We start from the raw sequence: 25250 nt of genomic DNA, 5'->3' as shown, positions 1-25250 counted from the left end.
ACCAAAATGGAAACTATTTCTTTGTAACATCTTTAATGATAGAACATATTAAAGGAATAGAACACAGAGATTGTGAAAAGCTCAGCCTTGATTTAGGTTGAGCTTTTTTATGTTTTCTTTTAGGTATTTTGAGGCTAATTTTTTTCTAAGAGCTTCCCAAATTGTCACGTTAAATAAATTTATAAAAAGTCTCTCCAACTTTTCATCTAGTATTTGCGGATAAATTTATATGTTTGTGTATCTCCGTGTCACCCATCATACTATTTATACGATTGTAAATATTATTGGTCAGCATGAATTCTTGGTCACCGGTAGATTATTTGTTTTACCTGAGTTTTGTATTTTTTGCATTTGGTGTATCCCTATTTTTCAAGAAGGGGCTCATTGCCACAAAATTTTTGGGTATTCAATTTCTTGGATTAGCCTACCAGCTTTTTGCGGGATATTTTATTCAACCTAGTCACATTTATGACTATCCCCATTTTTTCAGAACAGTTTCTCCGTTTTTCTATTTACTAGGCCCATTGGCTTACCTTTTTCAGCATTTTTTGCTATACCCTGAGCGAAAATTTAAGCTTATTTTTCTACTGCATTTTTTGCCTTTTTTTCTTCATATAGTTGAATATATTCCCTTTTATTTACTTCCTGCTGAGGTAAAATTGGAGGAAGTCAATCATGTATTTAGTCAAAATACTTTTTATAATACCGAGTCCCAATACGGCTGGATTTCCATGAGGGACCATTTGTTTATAAAAACCATTTATTATTTGGCTTACATACTATGGACGCTCTATGAATTGTATAAATTTTATAAAACGACATCTAAATCCTTCCTTCGGAAAAATTCATTAATAGTCTATTGGTTAACGGGTGATATGATCATGAAATTTATTGTCATCATTTTGCATTGTTTCAATTTGATTTTTGCCCAGAAAAAGCATTTGGAGCTTACTTGGATGGATTATATTTTCATTTTGGAATATTTCACGATGATGGTCTTTATGTTATTCAATCCAAGGTTATTAAAAGGACCTACGTTGAAAGGATTAGTATTTCAACATTCCGCGGGTTTTAATGGCAAAGAGATCATCGAATTATCCAAGCAAGAAAAGGCTCATCAAAAATCATCTCGGGATAAATCCGTCATGTTTACCTTAAATCGTTATTTTGAAACAGAACAACTATTTCTCCGTCCTGATATCACCTTAGCAGAGGTTAGTCGCTCGTTGAAAATTAAGCCTCGTATCATACGCATGGCCCTTCAAATGGAAATGAATTTATCATTTTCAGATTACATCAATACCTGGCGCATTCAGTTTGCTGAGGAGCAGTGTCGGGAAAATCCGAAATGGAAAAATTATAAATTAGAAGTGATAGCCATGGAATCTGGCTTTGGAACCCGTCAAAGCTTTAATTCGGCAGTGAAAAAAATTAAAGGGGTCTCCCCAGGCAAATATTTTGAAAACATCATCCAAGATTCTACTAAATAGGTTCATTATTTTTCCTCTTTCCAATTAATACGTTCTACTTATAAAACCTATATATTCATGGCACCTATAGATTACCTGTTTTATCTGTGCTTTGTTTTTTTTGCCTTTGGAGGCTCTTTTTTCTTTAAAAAAGGCATTGTTGCTACTAAGTTTTTAGGTTTATTGTTTATTGGCCTTGGCTATCAGACCTTTGCGGGATATTATATACGACCAGAATATATTTATGAAAATCCCCATTTTTTCAGGACGGTATCACCTTTGATACTCACCATGGGGCCTTTATATTTTTTATTTCAACAATTTTTACTTTATCCAGAGAGAAAAGTTAAGCCCATTCATTTCTTACATTTTTTACCTTTTGCCCTTCATGTCATAGAATATATCCCTTTTTATATTTTGCCGGCAGAACTTAAGATTCTTGAAATAAAGGAAATGATTTCAGAAAATACGTTTTATACTATCCATTCGAAGTATGGCTGGATTACCATGAAAAATCATTTATATGTGCGTTTCTTTTTGTTTATTTTTTACAGCTGTTGGGGCCTTTATGAATTAATAAAATATTATCTATCCGCTTCGAAAACCTTCATTAAAAATAATCTTTTGATTGTCTATTGGTTGTTTTTCAATATGTTTTTAAAATTCGTGGTGGTGGGTTTAATTGTGTATAATTTTATTTATCCTGAAGAGAATCGAATTTATTTACCTTGGAAAGATTTCTTCTACTTAGTGGAATATGTGCTGATGATGCTGTTTATGCTGTTTAATCCTAGATTGCTACATGGGCCAAGCTTGAGAGGTTTAATTTGGCAACAAGCCAATACTAGGATGGACGGTTCGGATGTATTTACCCTTCCAAAAGACCATAGCATTAAAATTATTTCTGAAAATGATCGAGAAAAAGCACTTTCAGATAGCTTGAATCGATATTTTGAAACTGAGCGTATTTTTCTAAACCCTAATTTAACTTTGAATGAGGTGGCTAAGAAGTTAAAAGTTAAGCCCCGTATGATTCGTATTGCTTTACAAACAGTTATGAATTTGTCATTCACTGATTATGTCAATACTTGGCGAATTCAATATGCCGAAGAACAATGTCGGGAGAATCCTAAATGGAAAAATTATAAGTTGGAAATTGTGGCCTTGGAATCTGGCTTTGGAACCCGACAAAGTTTTAATTCGGCGGTTAAGAAAATTAAAGGAGTATCTCCGGGACAATATTTTTCTGAATTTTTGTATTAGTTTCATCCTTAGTAAGGAGTGTGTTCATACTCCTAGTTTCTACATTTTAACATAAATAAGTCAGTATGGGGTTATTTTCAGCTTTTTTGGGTAATGCGGGTACTGTTTCGCAGGATCAATTGCAAAAAGATTTTGCCAAAATTTTAATTGATGGTGAGGTCATTGAAATCGGATTTAAATTATTGCGTGACACCTTTATTTTCACCAGTAAACGCTTAATTCTGATTGATAAGCAGGGTTTAACTGGATCAAAAACGGAATATAAATCCATTAACTATAAGTCCATTTCTCGCTTTAGTGTGGAAACGGCTGGGACATTTGAATTAGATGCCGAATTGAAAATTTGGATATCAGGAGAGGCCAACCCAAGTATTATCAAGCAATTCAATAAGTCCGTGGATGTGTATGAGGTTCAAAAAGTTTTGGCATTTCATGTGCTTAAATAAAAACCATATAAAAAAAGCATGGCCTTGGGAGCCATGCTTTTCTTGTTGAAAATCTGATGATTATAATTTCCAGCCAGCGCGATATTCGCGTTTTACGAATTGATTAGCATCCTCGAAATTGGTGATTTTCATGTTTTGTCCATCCCAAAGTAGCTTTTTACGGCCTGGATATGTGAATCGATTCGCTTGGCCTTGGATAGGCGTGCGAAGCGTATAACTACGAATGGCTAGGTTACCCATTAATACGGTTTCAGATAAAGGACCTGCATAGTCAAAGGACGAGCTTAATTCCTTATGTTCCTTGGAGTTGAAGCCTGCCTTACAAGCTTCCGCCCACATAGCCTGGTGCCCATATTCTTTTAAGTTATTAGGTTCTTGCTTAGGCATCTCAATCTTATCGCCATTATTCAAGTAAATGCGTGGCTCTAAACCATAGGTAGCATGAGTTAATACCCCTTTGCTACCAATCATGATCACCCCATTGCTATTATCAGCTGTACCTATTGGATCATCTGCTGGAATGAGGTCTGGGTGGAAACCACGTAAACCTCCGTCAGTCCAGTTCATGGTTACGGCCGACTTATTCTTTTTCGAAGCAGGGAATTTCAATTGGATGGAAGCTGACGGTGGACAACCCTCAGGAATGTATTCTGGTTGGTTTCCGCTGATAAATACGGAACCGATACTTGCTTCCACCTCGGTAGGGTAACCCAGTCCTAAGGCTCTAAATGGCCCATCAATTAAATGGCATCCCATATCACCCAAGGCACCCGTACCAAAATTCCACCAACCTCTCCATTTAAATGGATGGTAGGCTGGATTATAGTCGATTAAAGAAGCAGGCCCTAACCATACGTCCCAGTCTATGTCGGCAGGCTTAGCATGCTGACCTGTTGGTACAGGTATTCCTTGAGGCCAAATGGGACGATTCGTCCAGATGTTTACCGTATGAACTTTCCCTATCAATCCTTGATCAATCCATTTGACAATTTGTTGGGTACCTGGGCTTGAGGCACCTTGATTTCCCATTTGCGAAACAACTTGGTATTTTCTGGCCGCTTCCGTCATGGTTCGTGCCTCAAAAATATTGTGTGACATGGGTTTTTGAACGTAAACGTGCTTGCCCAATTGCATGGCAGCCATGGCAATGGCCGCATGGTTATGATCGGGTGTAGAAATGGTTACGGCATCTATGCCTTTTTCTTTTTCTAGCATGACACGCCAATCTTGATATTGCCCTGCTTTGGCATATTTCTCAAATAAAGGCTTGGCTCTGGTCAAGTCAACATCACAAAGTGCTCCAATGTTGTTGACACCCTCATTAAAGGCATTGTTGACATCGGAAAGGCCTTTTCCATTGATACCAACGCCTGCAATGTTTAGCTTATCACTCGGTGCTCGATACCCTTTTCCCAACACATGACGTGGAACGATGTAAAAGCTACCAGCTGCCAGTGCGCTTTTACCTAAAAAACTTCTTCTTGAAATGCTCATTGGATATAAATTTTAATGGATGGAGATGAACGGTTAAAATGATTTGTCCTTAAATACATAAGCCAATATAAGTTAAAATAGAATAATTTCTATCTGTTTTTGGATTATTTAGGCAAATTACTCAAGCCTATTATTTCAATTTCAATAACTGCCTTGGGTCAGGATAGTCTCTCGGCTAAAAATCCCTAATTTGGTATTTATTTTATTGGGGTTTATTCCTTTATTTTTCGTTTTTGTGAAAAGAAGTCTTGTCATTTTCCTTTTGTTTCTGGGACTAAATATACCTCAGCTTTTGGCACAAAATATTGCCAGGATGCGCCAGGATGATAACTTTTCCTATTTAAAGTTAGATACTAATCGATTTAAAAGTTGGGATGAATCCTTGAAATATATTCCCTTTATTCTTAAAAGTACGATTAGTTTTGGTGGAGAATGGAGGGAGCAATACCAATCTTACCATCAGGTGAATTTTGGGGATGTACCAGATAATTTTATCACAGAAGATCCGCATCAAATCATGCATCGGGTGATGCTTCATGCCAATTGGGAAATAAGTCCTCGATTCCGAGTTTTTGCTCAATTGAACAATACCCTACGGTTTTTAAATGAAAATCCGATCACCTCTACATTAGACCAAAATGCCTTATCTTTTCATCAGGCATTTGTGGATTGGGAAATGAGTCCTAAACTTGTTTTGCGTTTGGGAAGACAAGAGTATACTTGGGGTTTAGAGCGCTTAATGGCGCTAAAAGAGGGGCCTAATACGCGTCAGCCTTTTTATGGAGCTACGCTCAAGTGGCATCACGGCAATCAGAAAATAGATGCTTTCATAGCCAATCCAATTAGACAAAATAAGGGAGTTTTTGATGATGAGCGTTCCACAGAAGTGCTTTCAGGTACTGTTTGGAATCACACCTTTACTTCCAAAACCGATTTTTTTGATGCCTATTATTTCTTCTTGGAAAGCTCTTTGAGAGAATATTACCTAAAGAAAGGATTGGAAGCTAGAAATACCTTGGGGACTCGCTGGTATAGTGAAAAGAAGACATTTAATTATGATGTAGAGGTGGCAGGGCAGTGGGGGCATTTTAACGATTTAACGATTCGGGCATTTCTGTTTGTGTATGATTTTAATTATGAGTTGAAACGTCATTTTTATGTAGGTTTTAGTGGCAATTGGGTTCCCGGAGATGTGTCAAATCATGATCAGCAACTCAATACTTTTAATACCTTGTATTCCAGGCCGCCCTTTGGACAAACGGTTTCTTTGAATATTACCAATACGCTTAATCTAAGCCCATATATCCGGTATAGTGATAATCATAAATGGCTGACAACGCTCAGGGCTTCCTTTGTGCAAAGAGCCAGTTTACGGGATGGTATTTTTACACCGAATATGTCGGCTCTATTACCTGTTATGGGTCGTCAACTTGATAGTAATGCCAGTGGAGTTGCAGATATTTTTGCTTTAGAAACCAATTATTTTGCCAATAAACATTTGGCATTTCAATTTGAATTGGGTTATTGTGCAGCAGGTGCTTACTTAAAGGAGAGTGGTCCGGGTAAGGACGTTCAATATTTAGCTGCTCGGGCGGCGTATAAGTTTTAATGCCGTTGGCTTTGAGAAACGCTGTTCGACCTGTATAATCGTTGGCTTCGAGAGCCTCAGCCAAAAAACGCTGTTCGACATGACCCTGCGGAACATGTCGAACAGCGGAAGGAAGTGAACATTTCGATCAGCAGATTAGCCTTTTCCACGATATTTTAACCCCTTCTTAACAAGCCTTTAGCAGAAGAATCTTAACTTCGCTAAATTTTATAAACCTATGAAAACTATTATTACTTCGCTGGCACTGGCGGTATGTGCATTTCAATCTACAGCTCAGACGATTTTAGAAGTACCCGGGCGTGATATGACCGCCAAAATTGATGTCAATGGCTATTCGGTATTACCATCGGGTCGATTTGTTAACCCTGCTGGAAAAACACTTCGAATCAATAGCGATCCTTTTGGAATGGTGATTAGTCCGGATGGAAAATGGGCCGTCACCCTACATAATGGGGCTTTTACCCGCATTGACCTCGAAAAACAAATCAGCAAACGTTTTCCTCCCTATGGCACGCCTTCCAAGCTGTCGCCCTATGGAAAAAGTACCTATTTAGGTGTTGTCTTTTCTCCCAATAGCGAATTAATCTATTTGAGCGGGGGGGATTCAGGGAATGTGTTGGTGGTGGAATTGTCTACAGGTAAAGTACTAAAGACCTTTAGTCTCAATGGAATTTTCAAAGGTTATGATTTCGATGATAGCTTTACCTCGGATTTGGTTTTATTGCCAGAAAAAAATGAATTATTAATCCTAGATCGTGCCAATTTCAGAATGGTGCGCATGAAAGCAGATACAGGTGAAATAGTGGGTGTGGTGCCTACGGGTCGACAGCCTTTTGGTATTTCTCTAAGCCCAGATCATCTTTTTGCCTTTGTGGCCAATGTGGGTATGTATGCTTATCCTCTAGTAGAAGGAACAAATTTGGCGAATTTACAGAAACAATACATCCCATGGCATCCTTATCCCAATGATTCCAAAGAGTCTAGAGAAGGAACGGAAATCATGAGTAAAAAGATTCCTGGGGTAGGAGATCCTCGATCAGACGAAGCCATGAGTATTTTTCAGATTGATTTATCAACGAATCAAATCACCAAAAAATATAAACCAGGTTTTCAATTGGGTGAAATGGTGGAGGAGATGGAAGTAGTAGGAGGTGCAAGTCCCAATTCCCTTGCCGTTAGCTCAAAATTTGCTTATGTGAGCAATGCCACCAACGATAATATCGCGGTCTTGGATTATGCGACCCGACAAATCAAAGCGCATATTCCCATCAAATTGACTCCAGTTTTAGATAAGAGAAGAGGTTATTTGCCTTTTGGTTTATGCCTGAGTAAAGACGAAAAGACCTTGTATGTTACGCTTTTGGGTTTAAATGCGGTAGCAGTGATTGATGTTCCTAGTCAAAAAACTAAAGGTTTTATCCCTACTGGCTGGGGACCGACCCGTGTTCGATTGTCTACCGATGAGAAAACGCTTTATGTGACGACTTGTCGTGGCTTTGGTGCCGGCCCTAACGGTGGAAAAGACTTTAAAGCTCCCGAGCAAGGTTCCTATGTAGGTGATATACAATTAGGTACGTTCCAAACCATCGACATGCCCAATGAGGCACAATTGGCTGTTTATACCCAAGAAGTTAAGAATAATACCTACCAAGAGTTTTCAGCAAAAGGTAGAGGAAATAAAATCCTATCCTTAGATCCCAAGAAACAAGGCAATTCTCCCATTAAGCACATCGTTTACATAACCAAGGAAAACCGTACCTACGATGAGATTTTTGGTCAATTTAAAGGGGCAAATGGCGATTCGACCATTGCAAGATATGGCCTAAACCAGACTGTGGTATTGCCCGATTCTTTTAAAACAACATTTCATAACGTCAATGTGATGCCCAATCACTCGCTTTTGGCCAAGCGGTTTGCCATGAGTGATAATTTTTATTGCGACAGTGATGCATCCATTCATGGTCACCACTGGATGGTGGGAGTGATTCCCAATGAATGGGTGGAAGCAAATTCTAGTGTTAGTAAAACGGCTAAAATATTCTCCAAAGCGCCCGGAAGAAGACATCCAGGAACTACAGGAAGTATTGATCCAGAGGATTATGCCGAAGTAGGTGGGCTTTGGGAAGCTTTAGAAAGAAAGAAAATTTCATTTTATAATTTCGGTGAGGCTAATGAAACCGCTCATACCCGAGAAGAATGGTTTGATACCTTAACAGGTGCAGGTCATGTGGTGATGGTACCCATGCAAAAAGCACTTTGGAAAAACACGAGCCATAATTATGCAGGCTTTAATATGGATATTCCAGATATGTTTCGTGCAGAACAATTTGAAACGGAGTTTACCAAGATGTGGTTAAAGGGTAAACAAAAAATGCCTTCGGTCGTAACAATTCAGCTTCCCAATGACCATGGCTCAGACCCAAGGCCGGAAGATGGTTATGTGAGTAATCATTCCTTTATGGCTGATAATGATTTAGCCTTGGCTCGTATGATTAGTTTCTTGTCGACCACGCCTTATTGGAAAAACATGTTGGTGGTGGTAACAGAAGATGACCCACAAGGAGGAGTGGACCACGTAGATGCGCATCGTAGCGTTTTAATGATGGCTGGCCCTTATGTGAAACGAAATTATGTTTCCCATAAACATGCCAATTTTGGTTCATTATTGCGTTTGATTTATACCAATTTTGGGGTACCCAGCGTGAACCATTACGATCAAACTGCTACACTTTTGGATGATTTCTTTACCGATAAACCTGATTTTAGTCCAGTGGGTTTTGTTTTTCCAGACCGTCGAATTTTTCAACCGGAAGTAACGATGAAAAAATACCATAAGGACATTGATTGGAAAAAAATCAAAAAAAGGGTAGAGATGGACAATGTGGAAGAAATGCGTAAAGACCATTACAAAAGCCTAGGAGACAAGTAGACTTTTTCGCAGGATTTTGGATTTTTGTCGCAAATTTTTTGACAAGCTGAACGATTTTTTGATTTCTTAATTGATTTTGTCCTAATAAATGGTAGTTTCGATTTCTATAATTAACCCATTAAAAAATATTATTATGAAAAAATTTCTTTTAGCTATTGCTCTTTTGTCATGTGGAGTATCTGCTCAAGCTCAAAAATGGAATGTAGATAAATCCCATTCCAAGTTAGGATTTAGTGTTGTTCACTTATCAATTTCAGATGTTGAGGGAGCATTTAAAATTACTGAAGCGACTATGGTTTCAGCTAAAGATGATTTTACGGATGCTAAATTTACCATTTCGGCTGATGTAAATACTGTTTTCACGGACAATGAGCGTCGTGATACTCACTTAAAAAGTCCGGATTTTTTCGATGCGGTTAAATTCCCAACTTTAACTTTCGCTAGTAAGGCCATCAGCAAGGTAGCTGATCGTAAATATAAATTAACGGGTGATTTAACTATGCACGGAGTTACTAAGCCGGTAACTTTGGATTTAACGTTAAACGGAACTACTACTAACCGTCAAGGTAAAAAAGTAGCTGGATTTAAAGCATCTGGATCCATCAATCGTACAGCATGGGGTGTTGGTACTATGCCAGCAGCTATGGTGGGTGAAGAAATTGAATTACGCGCTAGTGGCGAGTTTATTCAAGAGTAATTATTATTCCTCGTTCTAATAGAAAGGCGACCCTAGGTCGCCTTTTTTATTATCTCTTATTTTTTAATTCGGATGGCCCACAATAAGGCAAAACAGATAGCGCCATTTAATATCAATTTGGCGAATCCAAATCCCCCAAATAAAGCTTGAGATTGCCATTCCAACAAGAAGGTGATGATAGGAGAGGCCACACAAATGATGGGCACCCATTTGTCTTTTACCTGGGTTTTGGTAAATAATCCAAAAGAAAACAGACCTAGTAAGGGGCCGTAGGTGTAACCTGCCAAATTAAATACGGCGGAGATTAATTCTTGGTTATTGAAAATGTGGAATAAGCCAATCACCACAAAGAAGAGAGCTGAAAAACCTAAGTGGACATAATGTTTAATTTTATGTCTTTTTTGCTCTTGAAACTTCTCTATCCGCAAGAAATCAATACAAAAAGAAGTAGTTAAAGCCGTTAATGCTGAATCTGAACTGGCATAGGAGGCGGCAATAATTCCTAATAAAAAAGTAACGGCAGCTAAAGTGCCAAAGTGCCCATTTAAGGCCAGCATAGGATATAAATTATCTGTTTGCGCAGGAATGGCTATGTTTTTGCTTTGGGCATAAATGTATAATAATGCGCCAAGGGAAAGGAATAACAGGTTGATCAAGAGAAGTACCCAGTAAAACCAAAACATGTTTTTTTGAGCTTCACCAATGGATTTACAAGTCAGGTTTTTTTGCATCAAATCTTGGTCTAGACCAGTCATCACGATGGCAATAAAAACACCCGCTAGAAAATCCTTTCCAAAGAAATGCGTGTTTTTCCAATCCCATTCAAACATGTGGGAATACTTACTGTCAGAGATGGTATGAACCATATCCATGAATCCCATGTTCATTTGTTGGCCTACCAAAAAGATGGTAATAAACAAGGCAATTAGTAGAAATAAGGTTTGTAGGGTGTCCGTCCAGATGATGGTTTTCACTCCTCCTCGGTGGGTGTACAACCAAATTAATAGGATAGAAATAAATACCGTTAAGCCAAAAGGTACCCCAATAGGAGCGAAGATGGCAATTTGTAAGACATTGACGGCTAAATATAAACGGGCTGCCGAACCAATGGTTCTAGATAAAAGGAAAAAGGCTGAACCGGTTTTATAGGACCAAAAGCCAAATCGACTTTCTAAATAACCATAAATGGAAATGAGGTTGAGTCGGTAATACAAGGGCATGAGAACCAGGGCTATGGTCAAATAGCCTAAGGAATGCCCTAAGATTAATTGGTAATAGGTAAAAGATGTTTTACCAACCGCTCCTGGTACTGAGATAAAAGTTAATCCCGAAATGGAAGTGCCAATCATTCCAAAGGCGACTAGCCACCAAGGAGATTGCCTATTGGCCGTAAAAAATGCATGTGTATCTGCACCTTTGGAAGTAATGTAGGATATGATTAAAAGTAGGCCAAAATAGATGGCAAGAATTCCTCCGGCTAAAGTTACAGACATAGGTGTTTCAAAGGATTTTTTTTAAATTTGCTAAGAGGTCGTTTTTTAAAATCGTATCAAAAATATGGAATTCTCGGAAGATAACATTTCTCGTTTTCGTATTTCTTTTCAAAACCAAGAAAAGCATCAAGAAGATGTCGAGGTGGCCTTTGATGAAGAAGTGATAGCTTCGCATCAATTGGTGGTCTATAATGATGAGGTTAATTCCTTTGATTATGTCATCATTACCTTGATGGAAGTATGTGAGCATAGCCCTGAACAAGCGGAACAGTGTACACTCCAAATTCATTTTAGAGGTAAATGTGGCGTTAAATCGGGTGGTTTTGAAGAATTAGTTAGCATGCGGAATGAAATATGCCGACGAGGTATCTCAGCGGAAATTGAGTCTTATCAATAGCTTATGGCCATGAATAATTACCCTTCTCGGATCATTGAACAAGCGGTAGAAGAAATATCGAAATTGCCGGGTATAGGGAAAAAGTCAGCCTTACGTCTGGCACTGCACTTATTAAAAAGGCCAGAAACGCAATCTTTGCAATTAGCTCATGCTTTAGTTCAATTACGTACCGAAACACAGTTTTGTCCGCAGTGTCACATGATTTCCGATGGGGGATTGTGTGGAATATGCAATAGTCACAAACGTGAGGAGAATTTGATTTGTGTGGTGGAAGATATGCGTGATGTATTGGCAATCGAAAACACAGGGCAATTTGTGGGTCTATATCATGTTTTAGGTGGTATTATTTCTCCTTTAGCTGGTATTTCGCCCAGTGATTTACAAATTGATTCACTCATACAGCGAGTTAGTACGGGGAAGGTAAATGAAGTCATTTTAGGACTTAGTCCTACCATGGAAGGAGATACCACGGCATTTTACCTAACTAAAAAATTAAAGGAATTTCCTATTAAAATATCTACCATTGCCCGCGGTATTCCGATTGGCGGTGATTTGGAATATACCGATGAAATTACCCTTGGGCGAAGTATCGTCGGCCGAGTAGTCTATGAATAAACCATTTTCCACGCTCATGAAAAGATCACAATTTTTGCAGAAAACAGCCGGGCTTTTAGGCGCGAGTATCGTTTTACCTCGTTTTAGCGCTTCGGCAAAAAGCACTATTGAAACAGCCCCATTTAGCTTACCAGCACTCGCTTATTCTTTTGATGCTTTGGAGCCTCATATCGACAAGTTAACCATGGAAATTCACCACGATCGTCATCACAAGGCCTATGTAGATAATTTAAATAAAGCCATTACAGGAACGGCTGCAGCTTCTTTATCGCTAGAGGCCATGATGAGACAAATGAGTCAATTACCTATTGCCGTGCGTAATAATGGAGGAGGACACTGGAACCATAGTTTTTTCTGGAAATTGATAGGGCCAGCTAATGCATCTAAACCAAGTGCTGATTTATTGGCACAAATTCAAAAAGATTTAGGTGGCTTGGATAATTTTAAGGCTGAATTTGCGAAAGCTGCCACCGGTCGCTTTGGTTCTGGTTGGGCTTGGTTAATTTGGAAAGATGGAAAATTAGTTATCAGTTCTACCCCCAATCAAGATAATCCACTCATGGATGTGGCGGAGGTAAAAGGAATGCCGATATTAGCTTTAGATGTTTGGGAGCACGCTTATTATTTGAAATACCAAAATAAAAGAGCTGATTATATTTCTGCTTTTTGGAATGTAGTCAATTGGGATTTTGTATCTCAACAATTTTCATCCATTAAAAAATAAATCATGTTATTAGAAGAAATACCTTTCTTGGATTTGAATGAATTTAATTCTGGCGATCCTGTTAGAAAAGCCAAATTTGTTCAAGATTTAGGTAATGCCTTTAATACCATTGGCTTTGTCGCGGTGAAAGGGCATGGACTGTCAGATGATTTTACAAAAAAATTGTATCAAGAAGTTGAGCAGTTTTTCCAATCACCTGATTCATTAAAACAGGCCTATGAGGTTCCAGGTATCGCTGGTCAACGTGGTTACGTAGGTAAAGGGAAAGAGACAGCCAAGGGTTTTAAAGTTCCTGATTTGAAGGAATTTTATCATGTTGGTCAAAAGCATCAAGAAGATGGAGATTCAGTTTGGAGTGAATATCCGGCCAATGTGTTTCCAAAGGAATATCCTGATTTTGAAACGTATACAGTTGGAGCCTACCAAACCCTAGAAAATGCTGGAAAATCGCTTTTACGCGCGATTGCCTTATATTTAGAATTGCCAGAGGATTATTTTGAGGACAAGGTGAAAAATGGGAATTCTATTTTACGCGCCATCCATTATTTCCCAATTGCCAATCCAGATGCTTTACCTGAAGGGGCAGTGCGTGCTGCTGCTCATGGAGATATTAACCTGATTACCTTATTAATGGGTGCTTCTGCCGAAGGATTAGAGGTTTTACGCATGGATGGTAAATGGATACCTATCACCGCTTTACCAGATCAAGTCGTGGTAAATGTGGGCGATATGCTTGATCGATTAACCAATCACCATTTAAAATCAACGATTCACCGGGTGGTGAATCCTCCTAGAGAAAAAATGGGGACTTCTCGTTATTCCATTCCATTCTTCATGCATCCTAGGTCCGAAATGGATTTAACCTGCTTGGAATCCTGTGTTTCAGCTGATAATCCCAAAATGTATACCGATATGAGTGCAGGAGAGTTTTTAACCGAGCGCTTAATTGAATTAGGATTGAAAAAATAAGCCCATGTGGAGAAAGCCCAAACATGTCGAATTCCTTTGGGATGTGTTAGTGTTGGCTATGACTTCATTTGGTGGCGTTCAAGTGCATATAGCCCTTTTTCTTAAAAAATTAGTTAAGGAAAAGGGCTATCTAACTGAGGATGAATTGTTTGAAATTCAGGCCTTATGTTCTTTCTTACCAGGCCCAACTTCCACGCAAATGATAACCGCCATCGGGTATAAACGTGGTGGTGCCAATATGGCTTACGCCACCTTAATCGCCTGGATAAGTCCTGCCGTTTTTGTAATGACCCTGGCTGCCTTTGGAATGACTTATCTGAGAAATAGGGATATCATTCAGTTTGTTACTCCGGTGGGTATTGGTTTAATCCTGCAAGCTGGCTGGATTATGGCCAAGAAATTCCTTCGGGCTCCCATGTACATCTTCATATTCTTATTTACTTTGTTGATTGGTTTGTACTTTCAAAGCCCCTTTATATTTCCACTTTTATTGCTGATGGGAGGTTTGATTTCATCCTTAAATTTCAAAGAATTTCCTCGGCAGAATAAGCACAAAATGATTATCCCTTGGGCCAATTTTCATTTATTCTGGGGATTTTTGGTCTTTTTGGCCGTTTTAGGTCATTTTACTGATTATTACCCCATCCGTATTTTTGAGAATTTTTACCGAAATGGTAGTCTAGTATTTGGGGGAGGGCAAGTATTAGTACCTGTTTTATTTACCGAATTTGTGGAATTTAAGCAACTGATTCGGGAAGATGATTTCTTAACAGGAATGACCTTGTCTCAGACTCTTCCTGGTCCTGTATTTGCCCTGACTTCTTATTTGGGTGTATTATTGATGAAAGATTATGGCATTTTGGGAGAACTTGCCGGAAGTGTGATTGGGGCTTTAGGAATATTTTTACCTGGGACCTTCCTTATCTTTTTTGTGTACCGAATTTGGGGACAATTAAAGCAATATCGCTTTATTAGAGCCTCTTTACCAGGAATCCAATCTGTTTCGGTTGGATTAACCATCGTGGCGGTTTATACTTTCATTCACCCGATGGTTGTACAAGCGAACCTGATTGGATTCGGTATTGTGATTGTGACGTTTTTGGTTGCTCAAATGACGAAGCTTCCTCCCATCGCCTTATTTGTGATCGCTTTAGTAGCAGGAATTATCGTTTCTTAGCGCAATAAATTCAATAAATATTGGCCATAGCCACTCTTTACCAAAGGTTTAGCAATGGCTTCTAATTGTTTAGCATCAATAAAACCCATGCGGTAAGCTACTTCTTCAATGCATCCGATTTTCATTCCTTGACGCTCTTCGATAACCTGAACAAATTGCCCCGCCTGCATTAAGGAGGCAAAAGTTCCTGTATCTAACCAAGCTGTACCTCGGTTTAAAATGCCTACTTTTAACTTTCCTCGCTTCAAATATTCTTTATTGACATCGGTGATTTCATATTCACCTCTAGGAGATGGAGCTATGTTTTTAGCTATTTCAACTACCTCATTATCATAAAAATATAAGCCAGGAACCGCGTAATTTGATTTCGGTTGACTTGGTTTTTCTTCAATAGATAAAACATTATTATCTGCATCGAATTCTACAACACCATAACGTTCTGGATCATTGACAGAATAGGCATAAACCACACCACCATCAGGGTCATTGTTGGCTTGAAGAAGTTTACTCAATCCAGATCCATAAAAAATATTATCTCCAAGAACCAAGGCCACTTTATCTTTTCCAATAAACTTCTCTCCAATGACGAAGGCCTGTGCCAGTCCATTGGGTTCTGGTTGAACAGCATATTCAAAATGACATCCAATTTGTGAACCATCCCCTAATAATTTCTCAAAATGAGGTAAATCATGAGGCGTGGAAATAATTAAAATTTCACGTATCCCTGATAACATCAAAATGGATAAAGGATAATAGATCATTGGTTTGTCGTAAACAGGCATTAATTGCTTACTTACTGCTAAAGTCAATGGATGAAGGCGAGTTCCTGAACCGCCTGCTAGAATAATTCCTTTCATTTTATCTTCCTTGATACATGTTTTGATAATATTGTTGGTAGGCTCCAGAAGTTACATCTTTCAGCCATTTCTCATTGTTTAGGTACCAATCTACGGTTTTCTCTAAACCTTCGGCAAATTGTAATGAGGGCTCCCAACCCAATTCATTCATAATTTTGTGTGCATCTATCGCGTAACGTAAATCATGTCCAGCACGGTCGGTCACATAGGTGATTAGTTGCTTGGATGTTCCTTCTGCTCGTCCAAGTTTACTGTCCATAATTTGGCATAATAAATGAACTAAATCAATATTCTTCCATTCATTGAATCCTCCAATATTGTAGGTTTCACCTATTTTACCTTGGTGAAAAACGGTATCAATTGCTCGCGCATGATCTACTACGTAAAGCCAATCCCGCACATTTTCCCCTTTTCCATAAACCGGTAATGGTTTGTTATTGAGGATATTGTGAATCATTAAAGGAATTAGTTTCTCTGGAAAATGATTGGGGCCATAATTGTTGGAACAGTTCGTGATAACTGTTGGCAAGCCATACGTCTCATGAAAGGCCCTTACAAAGTGGTCAGAAGAAGCCTTGGAAGCGGAATAAGGGGAGCGAGGGTCATAGGGAGTAGTTTCTAAGAAGAATTCCTCCGGATTGTGTAATTCACCATAAACCTCATCAGTGGAAATATGGTAAAAACGCTTTCCCTCAAACTGATTGGCCCAATGTTTTTTAGCAGCTTGTAATAAATTCACAGTTCCAATGACATTGGTTTTCACAAAAGCCAAAGGATCTGAAATGGAGCGATCTACATGCGATTCAGCTGCTAAATGTAAAACACCATCAAACTGATGTTCAGCAAATAAAGCATCTATATGGTCGGCATCGGTGATGTCAGCTTTGATGAAATGGTAATTAGGCAAATGAGCGATATCCTCGTTATTGGCTAAATTACCTGCGTATGTTAAGGCATCTAGGTTGTAGATTTGGTAATCTGGGTATTTTTGAACGAACAAACGAACCACATGTGAACCAATGAATCCGGCACCCCCGGTAATGACTATTTTTTTCATAAAATTATGATTTAAGAAGCTGTTCTTGCCATCTCCAAGAATCTAGTAAGGCTTCTTCTAAACTTTTTTTGGTTGACCAATGTAAAATCTCTTTGGATTTATCCGTAGCAGCATAAACGGCCGTAATATCTCCAGAACGACGAGGTTTTATTTCATAAGGCACTTTTCTTCCCGTGGTTTTTTCGAAGGCTTGAATGACATCTAAAACAGAGCTGCCTTTTCCAGTACCTATATTAAAAAAGTCATAATATGTGGATTTTGGCTGGTCTAATAAGTAACTCAATGCTTTAACATGGGCTTCAGCCAAATCACAAACATGAATGTAATCCCTAATGGCTGTGCCGTCAGCTGTTGGATAATCATTTCCAAATACTTGTAATGGACCTCTCAGTCCTGCCACCGACTGCATCAGGAAAGGCACTAAATTGGCTGGTGGTCCCAAGGGTAATTCGCCAATTAAGGCACTTTCATGGGCTCCAATCGGATTGAAATAACGTAAGGATATAGCTTTTAGATGAGCATCTTTGGCTTGAACACTATCTCGAATAATCTCTTCGCAAATCTGCTTGGAATTTCCATAAGGAGATACAGCTGGCTGCACTGGTGCTGACTCGGTTACAGGTAGGCTTTCAGGCTGGCCATAAACCGTACAAGAAGAGGAAAAAACGAGGTTTTTTACCCCGTATTCATTCATTTTTTCTAATAATAGGACTGTAGCAGCCACATTATTTCGATAGTATTTCAATGGGTTTTCTACCGATTCTCCTACGGCTTTTGCTGCTGCAAAATGAATGACGCCATCGATGGAGTATTGTTGGAATAATTGATTGTATACTGCCGCATCATTCACATCGCCTTCTAGATAAATTACCTCATCCTGGGTGATGGTCTTTAATCGATCAATCACATCTACTGAGGAATTGGCAAAATTATCGACAATAATAGGAGTGAAGCCATTTTCTTTTAGGACCACATAAGTATGAGAGCCTATGAAACCCGCTCCTCCAGTTATTAAAATATTCATATATTGAAATGGTGCTTCAATGAGCTAGCAAATTTAGGCTTATATTCTCTTGAAAAAAAATTTATGCTGTCAACATTTATTATAAGGGCTTACCATGTAAGAGGTTTGTAATTCAACACTTAGTACTTATTTTTGATGTAAATTACAACCCATATGAAGGAACCAGCTATCAAAGCCATGATTCAATTGCTCGACGACAGTGATTCTGAGGTCGTACAATTGGTTGAGCAACAGATTCGAACCTTGGGACCTTCCATCATACCTGTTTTGGAATCTGAGTGGGAGCAATTAAGTTTAAATCCTTTTCTTCAGGAGAAAATTGAGAATCTGATTCATGATTTTCAATTGGAATCCATGCGAAATCGCTTAATGCATTGGAAGGAAGCAGGAGGGATGGACTTAATGGAGGGAATGTGGATTGTAGCTACCTATCGTTTTCCGGATTATTCTTACTCCCAATTGAAAACAGATTTGGACCAACTTTACTATGAAGTTTGGCCTCAAATAAGGGAGAATTTGCATCCTATGGATCAAATCAAAGTTTTAAACGGTGTTATTTTTGATCAATTGAAATTTGGGGCAAATACCAAAAACTTTCATGCCGCCAATAATTCCTATATTAATGTCGTGTTGGAGAGTAGAAAGGGAAACCCTATCAGCCTTTGTGTTATTTACATGTGGATTGCACAGCGACTAGGATTCCCGGTTTATGGGGTTAATTTGCCGAATTTGTTTGTTTTGACTTACAAACAAAAAGGAGTTCAGTTCTATATCAATGTTTTCAATAAAGGATTAATTTTCAATCGAGTGGATATTGATAATTATTTAGCTCAATTGAATTTAGCTCCGAATGAGATTTACTACAATCCTTGTTCTAATCTAGAAATTATTCGTCGGGTGCTTAGAAACTTAATCATGGCCTATGACAAGGCAGGAGATGAGGAACACAAAAATGAATTAAACCAAATCATTGAATCCTTGGATTAATGGCGAATGGCTAGGCTGATCCAAAAATCAGGGAATTCTTCTTGCCATAGCTGAAAGTCATAACGCGCTTCCGCTAAGTGGATGTATCCTTTTTGAAGTGGAAATTCTAAATCAAAACTAATTTCTTTTCTGAAATCAAGCCCAGCTTGATGCTGAGCCTTGTACATGGCTTCTTTGACTGTCCATGCCGCCACTTGTTTTGATGCATCATTTTTAGACCAATCCAGTTCTTCCATGGAAAGAAATCTAGGTGCAATTTTTAGTATTTTTCTAGCTTTTTTTTCCAGATCCAGGCCAATGTTTTTTTGGTGACTAATGGCCGCAGCAACATAAGGAAATGAGTGGCTGAGGCTAATTTGCCAATCTGAATGATTTAAATAGGGCCTATTAGTTGTTGATTTGACCAACAAGACATCTTGACCAATTTGTTCTTGCACTAATTGCCACAAGCAATAACGGGCTGCCAATGATTCGATTTTTTTTGTTTCATGGGATTGTTCTGGAGGGAGTGTTGTTTTCCATGAATCAGGTATTTGATCAAAAAAGTTTTCATTCTCCTTAATTTCCCAAATTAACCAAGAAGTTCCTGGTAAGCTTAATTCAAGATTGGGGAAAATTTGAGGCATAGTTGAGCGTATTTGCTGGTAAAATTACCATTTTTGTATTCAAAAGTCGACATCATGCAAATTGAGCGGATAGATACCTTTTCTGGGCATCGAGGACCGATTTATTCTTTAGCTTCTGGGGAACAGGCCCATGAGTTTTATTCAGCAGGTTCTGACGGATGGGTGGTACAATGGAATTTACAGAAACCAGATGTTGGTAAGGTAGTAGCTCAAATCAACGGATCTGTTTATGCCATGAAGCAAGACCAACAAGGGGTTTTATGGGTTGGTCAAAATTTTGAAGGTATTCATGGAATTCAATTATCGAATCAAGATAGAATTTTTTCTATTGCCCTAGGGCCAAATTCCATCTTTGATATCTTGTTTAATCAAAAGCAGGTCTGGGTAGCCCATCAAGATGGTTTGATTACTGTCCTTGATTTTGATTCCAAACAAATCATCAAACACATCAAGGCCAGCGATAAAAGTGTCAGAACCCTACGATTATTGCCTAATGGGCGTATCGCCGCGGCATACAGTGATGGTTTTATCCGAATATTTAATTCCAAATTTGATATGGAATTGGCTTGGAAAGCCCATGAGGGTAGTGTTTTTGGTTTACAATATTGGGAAAATGAAGAGGTTCTTTTGTCGGTAGGTAAAGATGCTCGAATTAAAAAATGGAAATTGAAGGCCATTGAAACGGCTAATTTTCAAGCAGATAGCGAAGTAATTGCTCACATGTATTCCATCCACGATTTGGTTTTTCATCCAGAGCAGCCATTGTTTGCTAGTGCTAGCATGGATAAAACCATTAAGATTTGGGATGCACGTGACTTAACCTTACTGAAAGTGATTGATGCTGCTCGCTACGGAGGGCATAAAAATTCGGTTAATAAATTAATATGGACTCCATTTGAAGATCAGTTGGTCTCTGCTTCAGATGATAAAAATATCTCCGTTTGGAAGATTCATTAATCTTTTTTTCTATTTTAGCAGATTATGGAGCATACATACGAACTACCCGAGGCATCTTTTTCTAAATCCTTTCGTGGATACGATGTTTCTGATGTACATGATTATTTATCGCGCATCGAGGAGTACCACCAGTCTATTCAACAAAGTCGAGATCGTTTAGAGTCTAGAATCGTGGAACTAGAGAAAGAGCTCAATCGTTTGCGAGAAGCTGAATCTTCCATGTTGAAAGCCGTTCAAATGGCTGAGGAAGCTCAATTGAACTGGAAAATCAAGGCGGAGAAAGATGCTGCTCATGCTCATCAACAAGCTCAAAAGGAGTCAAAGCTTCTGATTGAGCAGGCTGAGAAAGAGGCAGCCAAAATCAAATTATTGGCAGAAGGAGAATCGAAGCAGATTTTATTGCAAACCAATCAGACAATTAAAGAACAGGAACGTGTTTTACGAGGTCTTCAAGAGGCTCAGAAAGAAGTAGCTGAACAGTTGATGGGAATCTCACAAAAGACTTTGCAACAAATAAAGACCTGGTCGGTATCCAACGATGCGCTCGTTCAAACCAATGACCTTACGGAGAAGTTTCAAGAGCGAACAAGTAAACCAAGCCCTGCTAAATCTTCAAGCCCTTCGAAGCTCACCAAAAAGCCTAAAAAAGTAAGTCCACAAGCTAAGCCAAAGGCGAAAGTCGGCCGGCCCAAATCAAGCCCTTCAGCGACAGTAGATAAAATTCCAGCTAAGCGCGGTAGAAAACCTTTGGCTGCCAAGGCAAGTCAGACTGTTAAACCGACTAAGAAAACGACAGTAAAAAAAGCGGCGCCAACTAAGAAAAAAGTAGTAGATCCTTCGAATTTAAGTCCAGATGATAGTTTGCCTACTTTAAATAAGGTGTTAGAGGCTTATGCCAAATCTTCTGGACCTCAGGGTAAAATTGGAGAAATTAACTAATATGGATTTTTACCAAGTAGCTTGGCATGGTTTACGTTTTTATGCCTATCATGGCTATTTTCCTGAAGAAAGAATTTTGGGTAATTGGTATGAATTAGATATAACATTGAGCATCCTGGCACAGGATACATTAAAGGATGATTTAAATCTTACGATAGACTACGGTCAGGTTTATCAGATTTGCCAATCTACCATGAAAGAGCCTGTGGATTTATTGGAAACTATTGTAGAAAAACTAGCCAAGGCCTTGGTTCATCGCTGGCCGCACCTAAAAGGGATCGAAATAAGTCTTAAAAAATTGAATCCCCCATTGGGTTTAAGTCAGGGTAATTCAGCTATTCATTGGAATAAAACATTTGAATAGGCACTTGGTTTTAGCACTATAGAAACAAAACGTTAAAAGGAATGGGTCATCAAGTAACGATCAAAGATATTGCCAAGCAGTTGAATGTCTCTGTGGCGACCGTTTCTCGCGCACTTCGTGATTTACCTGACATTCATCCTGATACCAAGAAATTAGTCTTGGATTTAGCAAAAGAATGGGACTATCAGCCAAATCTATTGGCTACAAGTTTAGTTAAAAGTAAAACAAAGACCTTGGGTATTATTGTGCCTGATTTGGGCTATTACTTCTTTTCAACAGTGATTAAGCACATTGAGGAAGCGGCCATTAAAGCGGGCTACAGTTTGTTGATTACCCAAACTCAGGAGTCTTATGAACGGGAATTAACCAATATCCAAAACTTATCGAGAGGTCAAGTGGATGGTATCATCATATCACTTTCTCGGGAGACGAGTAACTTTGAACATCTAACGCGCTTACAAAGACGCGGAATACCATTGGTGTTTTTTGACCGTAATTGTGAAGATATTCAAGCTTCCAAGGTGATGGTAGATAATGAGCAATCTGCCTATGAAGCTGTCAAACATTTGATTGAAAATGGCTGTAAACGGATTGCTTTTTTAGCGGGCCCAAAGAATGTATCAGTTAGTAATCAACGTCGATTAGGATATATACATGCCTTGGAAGAGGCAGGATTATCGGTTGACCCAAGCTTAATTCTTCATTCAGATTATTACCAAGATACGGCAAGGTCCCAAACCCATTTATTGATGCAGTCCGACAACCGTCCTGATGGTATTTTGGTCGTTTCCGACCGTTTGGCTATCGGTGTTTTGACCGCATTGAAAGAACTTAAAATTCGAGTGCCTGAGGATGTTAAAATGGTAAGTTTTAATAACGAACCTATATGTCAGGTGATTTCTCCAACTATTACCTCGGTTTCTCAACCCTTGGATGAAATTGGTAGAATTTCAGTGGAATTACTTTTGGCGCAAATTGAACAAAAAACAGGGGAATCTATTCCTAAAGTAGAAGTTTTGAAAACGAATTTGGTTGTCAGAGAGTCTTCAACAAAACGAAACTAATGATTTAGTTTCAGGGTAAATCTTTTTCCTTGGTATTGATACTCCAAAATATACTGTCCATTGGGTATACCATCCAAGATATGCTCATCTACTAGGCCTGCTTTTTGAATGGATTTCCAAGGTCTGCCAAGCAGGTCGTAAATTTCTAATGAATCAAAAGGTTGTGCAATTAATTCTTCCCATTTCGTGGTTCCTAGGGGAGGGTTTACCGTAATATCAAATTGATCTTGCAAACAATTTTGAGTATCAGTTACAGTGTATGTTACTGATTTTAAAGGCCTTAGGTTGATTTTTTGTGATTTATCTCCGGTAGACCAATTGTAGGAATTAGTAGGAGCAGGCCAGGAAGCTTTCAGTTCAATGGCATCATAAGCATTTATGGTTTGCTTGGTGACTTTATTCACTTCCTTGAAAAGGGTAAACTGATCTAAAATAGCACCATCTTCATCAATGAATTTGGCATCTAAGCGATTGTTTTCGATGTCAATGGCCATGGATCCTCCTCGTTTATCTAATGAATACTCCATAACGGGATGGGGCCAGTTGAAGCGATGTGCAGCAGTTTGCCCACCACAGCCATTGACAACATAGGTAGTCCCTTTTTTATTTGGGTCGGAGTGATTGATGACATAAGCACAGGATTTGTCAGAACCATCATATCTCCCTGAGGAATTAAATGACCAATTCTTTTCAGGCGAAAACTCGCTAGATAGGCCATATTGACCTTTCAGGGGCCTTGATCTTTCGTATACATGGCTATGGCCTGACATGACTAAATCTACCCCGTATTCGTCAAATACCCGAGTTAAATAATCCCGTAACTTGATGATTTCACCGCTGACATCAGAGTCATAGGTACCTTTGGTGTATAAGGGAAAATGAAAATAAACTACTTTCCAGTCTTGTTTTGTGGCTTTTAGGTCTTCTTTTAGCCAATTAAGTTGAATGTTATTCACTTGATCGAAAATGCGAAAATTATCTTTGCCCCAGGCATAAGAATCTAAGCATACAAAATGGACATTGCCAAAGTCATAAGAATAATAAGCCTCTGATGAAGAGGGTATACCCCCAAGTTCTCCTTTACTTGGTAAAGTGAAATTTTGATAATATGCCATTTTAGGCTCATCTTGTTGATATGGGAATGCTTGGTTGTCGTAGTCATGATTCCCCACGGAAGGAAATAGGGCACTTTGTCTTAACAATCGACCTGCATGGTATGGGGTGAAAAACTCATCTTGCCAACAAGCGTCGCTTCCTCCGCAATAAACATTATCGCCTAAACTGAGAAAAATATTGGTGTAGTTATTCTTTTGGTAGTTCAAATAAGCATTATATACTTTCTTTTGAGTTTCTCCTGCGGCCATATCTCCCACTGAAAAAATGGAAATCTTTTCTTTGGAGCCAACAATAGGAGCGGTTTTGAAAAAGTACGTGGAATCCCCCAAGATTTCTTTCTCTCCTAAATGAACTCGGTAAAAATATTTCGTGCTTGGCTGCAGGGAGTTTAGGGACAGACTATGTTCGGTTTGTGCCGAACTACTTTTTACACTAGGATTAAACGTTTTTCCATCTGTACTTAAACTGATCTCAGAGATAATTGGCTGATCGGTTCGATAACGAATTAACACCGCATTGGACTGGACCATTTGAATGTAGGGAAATCGGGTGATTTTTTGAGCCCTTGCCCCAGGTGAATGACTAAGAATCAATAAACAGGCGATGAGTCCTTTGAAGGAAAAAGCTGAGGTGATTGATTTTCTTAGGTCCATATTTTTTGAAATCGAGTAAAGATAAACAAAAGCCTAAATTTTTTATTTCACAATGGCTCAATTACTTATGAAAATTTAAAGAGCTTAGGATAGTTGATCCGATAGGTAATGACATTCCAATGTAATTTTTATATTTTATGTTAATATAGAATTCAAAAAAATATACTAAAAGGATAAAATTGGTTGATTGAAATTTTGATTTTCAACAGCTTGTACATTTACTTCAAAAGGGTAGGGGATAAATAATGGAAATGCCATGCTCATTTTCAGGGGTTTAGCTTATTTTGGCAGGTCTAGAAATTAAGCTAATAAAGGTCACATACG

Annotated in this window: 23 protein-coding genes; 16 read left to right on the top strand and 7 right to left on the bottom strand. The window is 38.6% G+C overall.

Going from position 1 to position 25250, the window contains the following annotated elements; all coding sequences use genetic code 11:
• Nucleotides 1-293 precede the first annotated feature (293 nt).
• From SKC36_RS03070 to SKC36_RS03060, 3 genes are all read left to right on the top strand, one after another.
• Entirely contained in the window at nucleotides 294-1490 is a 1197-nt protein-coding gene (locus tag SKC36_RS03070; RefSeq protein ID WP_459464512.1) for a helix-turn-helix domain-containing protein, read from the top strand.
• 57 nt (nucleotides 1491-1547) lie between these two features.
• Nucleotides 1548-2732: a helix-turn-helix domain-containing protein gene (locus SKC36_RS03065; RefSeq protein WP_459464510.1), complete on the top strand. Its 1185-nt coding sequence runs from the start codon at nucleotides 1548-1550 to the stop codon at nucleotides 2730-2732.
• A gap of 65 nt (nucleotides 2733-2797) precedes the next feature.
• The gene (locus SKC36_RS03060) at nucleotides 2798-3178 is read left to right on the top strand and encodes a PH domain-containing protein (RefSeq protein WP_459464507.1); all 381 of its coding nucleotides are present in this window, start codon (nucleotides 2798-2800) and stop codon (nucleotides 3176-3178) included.
• A 60-nt stretch (nucleotides 3179-3238) separates the two neighbouring features.
• Here SKC36_RS03060 and SKC36_RS03055 read toward each other — a convergent pair whose 3' ends face one another.
• The gene (locus SKC36_RS03055) at nucleotides 3239-4672 is read right to left on the bottom strand and encodes a Gfo/Idh/MocA family protein (protein WP_459453057.1); all 1434 of its coding nucleotides are present in this window, start codon (nucleotides 4670-4672) and stop codon (nucleotides 3239-3241) included.
• A 235-nt stretch (nucleotides 4673-4907) separates the two neighbouring features.
• Between SKC36_RS03055 and SKC36_RS03050 the strand changes: the two genes are divergently transcribed.
• The 3 genes from SKC36_RS03050 (at nucleotide 4908) to SKC36_RS03040 (ending at nucleotide 9907) form a co-directional block, all read left to right on the top strand.
• Nucleotides 4908-6281 (top strand): alginate export family protein, encoded by a 1374-nt coding sequence (locus tag SKC36_RS03050; protein ID WP_459464505.1) that lies wholly within the window; start codon nucleotides 4908-4910, stop codon nucleotides 6279-6281.
• Between the two features lie 217 nt (nucleotides 6282-6498).
• Entirely contained in the window at nucleotides 6499-9210 is a 2712-nt protein-coding gene (locus tag SKC36_RS03045) for a bifunctional YncE family protein/alkaline phosphatase family protein (protein ID WP_459464503.1), read from the top strand.
• A 133-nt stretch (nucleotides 9211-9343) separates the two neighbouring features.
• A complete protein-coding gene (locus SKC36_RS03040) occupies nucleotides 9344-9907 on the top strand; it encodes a YceI family protein (RefSeq protein ID WP_459464501.1) in 564 nt (187 codons plus the stop codon).
• 56 nt (nucleotides 9908-9963) lie between these two features.
• Here SKC36_RS03040 and SKC36_RS03035 read toward each other — a convergent pair whose 3' ends face one another.
• Entirely contained in the window at nucleotides 9964-11400 is a 1437-nt protein-coding gene (locus SKC36_RS03035) for a sodium:solute symporter (RefSeq protein ID WP_223143753.1), read from the bottom strand.
• A gap of 64 nt (nucleotides 11401-11464) precedes the next feature.
• Between SKC36_RS03035 and SKC36_RS03030 the strand changes: the two genes are divergently transcribed.
• From SKC36_RS03030 to SKC36_RS03010, 5 genes are read left to right on the top strand one after another with little or no spacing between them, the layout of a single operon-like run.
• Nucleotides 11465-11797 carry an ATP-dependent Clp protease adaptor ClpS gene (locus SKC36_RS03030; protein ID WP_459464499.1) on the top strand — a complete coding sequence of 111 codons (333 nt, stop codon included), beginning with the start codon at nucleotides 11465-11467 and terminating at the stop codon, nucleotides 11795-11797.
• A 9-nt stretch (nucleotides 11798-11806) separates the two neighbouring features.
• Nucleotides 11807-12412 carry a recombination mediator RecR gene (gene recR, locus SKC36_RS03025; protein WP_459453052.1) on the top strand — a complete coding sequence of 202 codons (606 nt, stop codon included), beginning with the start codon at nucleotides 11807-11809 and terminating at the stop codon, nucleotides 12410-12412.
• A 16-nt stretch (nucleotides 12413-12428) separates the two neighbouring features.
• Complete coding sequence (locus tag SKC36_RS03020) at nucleotides 12429-13136, top strand: superoxide dismutase (protein ID WP_459464497.1); 708 nt, start codon at nucleotides 12429-12431, stop codon at nucleotides 13134-13136.
• A 3-nt stretch (nucleotides 13137-13139) separates the two neighbouring features.
• Nucleotides 13140-14105, top strand: coding sequence for an isopenicillin N synthase family dioxygenase (locus SKC36_RS03015; RefSeq protein ID WP_459464495.1), 966 nt, complete (start codon nucleotides 13140-13142; stop codon nucleotides 14103-14105).
• 4 nt (nucleotides 14106-14109) lie between these two features.
• Complete coding sequence (locus tag SKC36_RS03010; RefSeq protein WP_459464493.1) at nucleotides 14110-15282, top strand: chromate transporter; 1173 nt, start codon at nucleotides 14110-14112, stop codon at nucleotides 15280-15282.
• Here SKC36_RS03010 and rfbA read toward each other — a convergent pair.
• The 3 genes from rfbA to galE are packed head-to-tail and all read right to left on the bottom strand — an operon-like array spanning nucleotide 15279 to nucleotide 18220.
• The gene (gene rfbA / locus SKC36_RS03005) at nucleotides 15279-16139 is read right to left on the bottom strand and encodes a glucose-1-phosphate thymidylyltransferase RfbA (protein WP_459453048.1); all 861 of its coding nucleotides are present in this window, start codon (nucleotides 16137-16139) and stop codon (nucleotides 15279-15281) included. The two genes, SKC36_RS03010 and rfbA, sit on opposite strands and share 4 nt — an antisense overlap.
• Nucleotide 16140: 1 nt before the next feature.
• On the bottom strand, nucleotides 16141-17196 hold the full coding sequence (rfbB, locus tag SKC36_RS03000; RefSeq protein WP_459453047.1) for a dTDP-glucose 4,6-dehydratase: 1056 nt from the start codon (nucleotides 17194-17196) through the stop codon (nucleotides 16141-16143).
• Nucleotides 17197-17200: 4 nt separating this feature from the next.
• Nucleotides 17201-18220 carry a UDP-glucose 4-epimerase GalE gene (galE, locus tag SKC36_RS02995; protein WP_459464491.1) on the bottom strand — a complete coding sequence of 340 codons (1020 nt, stop codon included), beginning with the start codon at nucleotides 18218-18220 and terminating at the stop codon, nucleotides 17201-17203.
• A gap of 153 nt (nucleotides 18221-18373) precedes the next feature.
• Here galE and SKC36_RS02990 point away from each other — a divergent pair, with 153 nt between their 5' ends.
• On the top strand, nucleotides 18374-19207 hold the full coding sequence (locus tag SKC36_RS02990; RefSeq protein WP_459453045.1) for a transglutaminase-like domain-containing protein: 834 nt from the start codon (nucleotides 18374-18376) through the stop codon (nucleotides 19205-19207).
• Here SKC36_RS02990 and SKC36_RS02985 read toward each other — a convergent pair.
• A complete protein-coding gene (locus SKC36_RS02985) occupies nucleotides 19204-19833 on the bottom strand; it encodes a 4'-phosphopantetheinyl transferase superfamily protein (protein WP_459453044.1) in 630 nt (209 codons plus the stop codon). The two genes, SKC36_RS02990 and SKC36_RS02985, sit on opposite strands and share 4 nt — an antisense overlap.
• Before the next feature lie 33 nt (nucleotides 19834-19866).
• Here SKC36_RS02985 and SKC36_RS02980 point away from each other — a divergent pair, with 33 nt between their 5' ends.
• Genes SKC36_RS02980 through SKC36_RS02965 form a run of 4 tightly spaced genes read left to right on the top strand, consistent with a single transcriptional unit; the run spans nucleotide 19867 to nucleotide 23157 of the window.
• Nucleotides 19867-20790 carry a WD40 repeat domain-containing protein gene (locus SKC36_RS02980; RefSeq protein ID WP_459464489.1) on the top strand — a complete coding sequence of 308 codons (924 nt, stop codon included), beginning with the start codon at nucleotides 19867-19869 and terminating at the stop codon, nucleotides 20788-20790.
• A 24-nt stretch (nucleotides 20791-20814) separates the two neighbouring features.
• Nucleotides 20815-21729, top strand: a complete 915-nt coding sequence (locus tag SKC36_RS02975) for a DivIVA domain-containing protein (protein WP_459464487.1) — start codon at nucleotides 20815-20817, stop codon at nucleotides 21727-21729.
• Between the two features lies 1 nt (nucleotide 21730).
• Nucleotides 21731-22093, top strand: coding sequence for a dihydroneopterin aldolase (gene folB / locus SKC36_RS02970; RefSeq protein WP_459464485.1), 363 nt, complete (start codon nucleotides 21731-21733; stop codon nucleotides 22091-22093).
• A gap of 41 nt (nucleotides 22094-22134) precedes the next feature.
• Nucleotides 22135-23157, top strand: a complete 1023-nt coding sequence (locus SKC36_RS02965; protein WP_459453040.1) for a LacI family DNA-binding transcriptional regulator — start codon at nucleotides 22135-22137, stop codon at nucleotides 23155-23157.
• Here SKC36_RS02965 and SKC36_RS02960 read toward each other — a convergent pair.
• Nucleotides 23154-24926, bottom strand: coding sequence for a metallophosphoesterase (locus SKC36_RS02960; RefSeq protein ID WP_459464483.1), 1773 nt, complete (start codon nucleotides 24924-24926; stop codon nucleotides 23154-23156). The genes SKC36_RS02965 and SKC36_RS02960 overlap by 4 nt on opposite strands.
• Between the last annotated feature and the right edge of the window lie 324 nt (nucleotides 24927-25250).

Source organism: Aquirufa sp. OSTEICH-129A (genome assembly GCF_054558355.1).
The sequence above is the reverse complement of the archived record's forward strand: the minus strand, read 5'-3'. Positions and strand labels throughout refer to the sequence as shown.